Origin of the sequence: Kitasatospora sp. NPDC007106, from assembly GCF_040634455.1 — a bacterium.
GTDB lineage: Bacteria > Actinomycetota > Actinomycetes > Streptomycetales > Streptomycetaceae > Kitasatospora > Kitasatospora arboriphila.
Genome location: NZ_JBEYFP010000913.1, coordinates 1 through 2,228, shown reverse-complemented (window position 1 = coordinate 2,228; position 2,228 = coordinate 1). Strand labels below are relative to the sequence as shown.

Here is a 2,228-nt window from a genome sequence, read left to right as displayed (position 1 = left end):
CCCGAGCCCGTGGCCGCCTTCTTGGCCACCGGCTCGGGCACCCACCTGTGGGTCGTCAAGGCGCCCGTCGGGCTGCTCGCCGCACTCGCCGACTGCGGCGCCTCGATGGCCGCGATCGAGCTGTGCCACCGGGGGTTCCCGGTGGAGGCGGTGCGCTCCCCCGACCTGGACGGGCTCGGGACGATGATGGGCGCGCTGCCCGCGCCGATGGCCGGTCTGGCCCTGCACGGCCTGGCCCTGCGCCCGGAGTCCGCGACCACCCGGCTGGTGCGCGAGAACTGGCAGGACTTGTGGGAGCGGGCCCTGACGCCCGCCGAGGACCTCACCGAGGAGGGGCACTTGGCGCACCATCACATGGCGCCCGCAGCGCGGCCGGCGGCCGAGGACGTACAAACCTCAACGGACGCCACCGGATCCGGTGTGGAGCAGGTGGAGCAGGACGTCCAGCGGCTGCGCACGGACGGCGCGGCCCTCGCGGACCGGCTCGACACCGCGGCCGCCGGGATCCGGACCGGACTCGGCACGGTGGACCCGGCCCTGGCCGAGGACGTCGCCGGCTGGCTCGCCGACCGCGCGCGCACGGCCGGGACGGTCCGCGCACTGGACCCCGACGGCACGGGGTGGCCCGCCGAGGACACCTACGACACGGTGGTGCGGATCGTTGCGTCCGTGCGCGAGGCGGAGGAGCGGCAGGCGCACGAACGCCGGGCGCTGCTGGCCGAACTCGTCGAACAGCGCGAGACCCACGCCAAGTACGTGGGCCTGCTGGAGCAGGAGTCGTTCGTGCCGGCCCGGGAGGGGCTGGAGCGCGTCGTCGCGGACCTGGCGAACCGGGTCCGCGAGACCGAGGAGCGACTCGGGCTCGCCACCGACGGCCTCCCGTCCGCGGCGGCGGCGCCCGGTGAGCGACTCGACGACCCGGTGGAACCGTCGGCCGGTGCCCCGGCGGATGCCGTGCCCGCGGCCGACGAACCGGATCCGGAACCACATCCGGAGCCGGAGCCGGAGCCGGAGGACACGGCACCGGAGAGCACCGCGCAGGTGGACGACGCCGCCGCACCGGAGTCCCCCGCCGGCAGCACCACCGGGACCGACGAGACCGCCGGGACCGCCGGCCTCGACGAGCCCACGGGCACCGGGACGGTGGACACCGAGCCCGCCGGGGAGGCCGGGCAGCCCGGTCCGCCGCGGCGCAGGACGGAGCCGCCCGCCGCGCGGCCGGAGCAGGACACCTGGCCGGCCGGTCCCGGCGGGGCCGCCGAGCCCCTCGGGGCCGCCGGTTCCGAGGAGCCCGAGGAGCCCGACGGGTCCGCGGACACCGCCGGGCCGGTACCGGTGGCCGACGTGTGGACCAGCGGGAACGACGGCCCGTCGGCGGTCGAGCGGCTCATCGCGCAGGACCGCTTCGCCGAGGCGTACTGGACCACCCGGGCGGCCGGCGAGTCCCAGCACCGCGTCCAGACCCTGGCGTTCGCCCACGCGGCCTTCCACCTGCCGAACGCCCAGGCGGCGTTCGAGCTCCAGCTGCAGTCCGACGGCATCGGGTTCCCGGCCGCGTCCGAGGACCGCGAGGCGTACCTGGTCGCGCTGGCCGCCGCACTGCGCAGCGGCCTGAGCGCGGGCTGGGCGCCGCCGCTGGTCACCGAGTTCGCGCCGCTGCCGGGCCTGCCCCAGGTCTGGGCCGACGTGCTGCAGCACCTCGTCGCCGAGGTCCGCCAGGGCTTGACGCTGGCGGCCGGGGAGGTGCTGCGCGCGTCCGCGGCCGAGCCGGCCGTGCACCGCGCCGAGATCGGCGACCGGGCGCGGCAGCTCCAGGAGGACCTGCCGCAGCGGACCATCACCCTGCAGCGCGGCACCAAGGTGCTGCAGACCATGTGCGCCCGCGACGGGCGGCTCGGTCTGACGCTGCGTCTGGTCCAGGAGTGGGCGGCGGGCCGTGCGGACGAACGCGCGCTGGCCGAGGACATGGAGCAGCACTACCAGCGGGCCGACGCGGCGGACCGGCTCATCGACGCCACCGACCGCGCGACGCGCTCGCCGAAGCAGGCCAAGGAGAGCATCCACTCGACGGCCAGGGAGCAACTGCGCAACCACATCAAGACGGTGGTGGACCTGCTGCGCGAGGCGCAGACCGTGGCGGCGCTGCCCCAGCACGGCCGCGGCCGGGAGGTCGGCGCCGGACTCATCCAGGCCGTCGCGGAGGCCGGCCGCGCCGAGCCGGTGCCGGG

Annotated in this window: 1 pseudogene; it reads left to right on the top strand. The window is 76.9% G+C overall.

Annotated elements, in window-relative coordinates:
* A pseudogene (locus ABZ641_RS33960) lies at window positions 1–2,228 on the top strand (hypothetical protein); the annotation flags it as partial.